Origin of the sequence: Rubrivirga sp. (genome assembly GCF_049648075.1) — a bacterium.
GTDB lineage: Bacteria > Bacteroidota > Rhodothermia > Rhodothermales > Rubricoccaceae > Rubrivirga.
The window spans coordinates 1-1997 of the sequence record NZ_JBARYR010000035.1 but is presented as its reverse complement, the minus strand read 5'-3'; the positions used below and the strand labels follow the sequence as shown (position 1 = coordinate 1997).

At 68.6% G+C, this 1997-nt stretch carries 2 protein-coding genes; both read left to right on the top strand.

The window, feature by feature from the left end; genetic code table 11:
- Window positions 1-130 precede the first annotated feature (130 nt).
- Window positions 131-553: a PIN domain-containing protein gene (locus WBA11_RS01100; RefSeq protein ID WP_424518889.1), complete on the top strand. Its 423-nt coding sequence runs from the start codon at window positions 131-133 to the stop codon at window positions 551-553.
- Window positions 554-1249: 696 nt separating this feature from the next.
- Window positions 1250-1798 carry a Crp/Fnr family transcriptional regulator gene (locus WBA11_RS01095; RefSeq protein WP_424518888.1) on the top strand — a complete coding sequence of 183 codons (549 nt, stop codon included), beginning with the start codon at window positions 1250-1252 and terminating at the stop codon, window positions 1796-1798.
- Window positions 1799-1997: the final 199 nt, after the last annotated feature.

Sequence of the window (1997 nt, the reverse complement as noted above, 5' to 3'; positions counted from 1 at the left end):
GCCCGCCCGCTCCGGGGGTTGCTCTCGGCCTCCGCCCTCGACGGGCCGGCACCGACCGTCGACGACCTCGAGGACGGCACCGCCCACGAGGTCGAACGGCTCAACGACTTGACGAAGGGCTCGGCAGAAGGTGAGTGAGACACCCATGGGGCGCGGCCTCGATACCAACGTGCTCGTTCGCTACCTCGTGGCCGACGACCCTGACCAGCACGCTGCGGCCGCAGAGCTCATAGAGGACGTCCTCACGCCCGAGTCCCCCGGCCTCGTCCACCCGGTCGCGCTCTGCGAGCTCGTTTGGGTTCTGCGCCAGGTCTACAAAGTGCCTAAGCCCGAGATCGTCGCGGCCCTCCGGCTCGTCCTCTCCGTCCGCACCCTCCGCGTCCTCGATGCGACGGCCGTGCGGGAGGCCGTCGCGCTCTACGACGCCCACGCGGCCGACTTCGCCGACTCCCTGCTCTCCGTCCAGTACCGAGCCGAGGGTACAGGACTGGTGACGTTTGACAAAGACGCCTCTCGTCTCCCCAACGGCGCTTGGCTCGGAAACCCAGACTGACCCTACCCCGGGGACCTTCGGGACACGTACTCGACGTCACGGCAGCGAGCCTGTCCCGAAAGGGGGCCTCCGGGAGGTGACGCGATACGGCCTAGACACTGTCCATCGACTTGTCGCTCGTCACCGCAGAAGGCGGACGTACTCGGACAGCGGAGGAAGGGCGGCGAGCTCAACGCTTTGAGATCAGCCTATCAGCCCAGCGTTGGGCGAGCCCGAAGCGCTGTGATGACATTTTGCACGTATCCAGACGCTGTTGGCGAATTCAGGGCGACCCGCAAATCGGGTCCATCGCGCGCTAGAGGCGTCGGTGTCGGGTAGCTCTGGCGCTCTCGTTTCTTACCGTTCAGCAATTCGCCAACAGCGTCGGGATGCGTGCAAAATGTCATCATACGCCCGCTTCGGAACTGAGCGCGTCGGCGACGAGGGCCGACTCACCCCTCTCAGGTGGCGTCCCACAGTGGCCCGCCGGCGAGCGTCGAGCAGGAAGGCGGCGAACGCCCGGACCTTGGCCGGGACGTAGAGCCGCGTCGGGTACACGACCCACACCGACGGCCCCCTGAACGTGACCGCGGTCGCCCCACCGACCCTGGAGCGACGGCGCGAGCCAGCTTTCCGTCGCTCGCGGGCAGGCGAGTCGATCTTGGACCTACGATGCCCGACCCAAGAACCTCCGTCAGAGCCTACGTCGAGTCCGCTATGGGCTCGGACCTCCCCGATGCCGAGGCGGACTGGCTCACCGGCCGCCTCGTCCGGTCTCGCTTCGGCGCGGGCGAGCCGTACGTCCGCAAGGGGGAGGTCTGCCGCAGCGTCGGGTTCGTCGCGTCGGGCGTTCTCCGCGTGATCGCTGGGCGTGACGGCGACGACCGGACGACCTACTTCGCGACCGAAAGCCAGTTCGTGAGCGACTACGGCAGCTTCCTCACCGACGAGCCCTCCCGCCTCCGGATCGAGGCCGTCGAGCCGACGGAGCTGTGGCTGCTCCCACGGGAGGCGGTCCGTGAGGCCTACGACCGCTTCCCGTGGGGCGACCGCCTCGGGCGCGTCATCGCAGAGCGGCTGTTCGTCGAGGCTCACCGACGGCTCGTGTCGTTCTACCTCGACTCGGCCGAGCAGCGGTACCTCGCGCTCGAACGCGAGCAGCCAGCCCTCCTCCAGCGTGTGCCCCAGCACAGGATCGCCGAGTACGTCGGCGTCCGCCCGCCGTCGCTGAGCCGGATCCGCGCGCGGCTGGCGGGGAAGGACTGATCCCCTGAGAACGAACGGTGGATGGTCGCTCGGGGCCGGGGTTGTTCACCTGGGTGAATGCGGACGACCGGGGCGCGGTCGCAGTTTGGACGCACACCCCCTAGCCAACCCATGCGACACCTCCTCGCGGTCACACTCGCCTTCTCCGCCCTGGCTCCCCTCGCCCCGGCGTGGGCACAACCAATGTCCCTGGTCGACC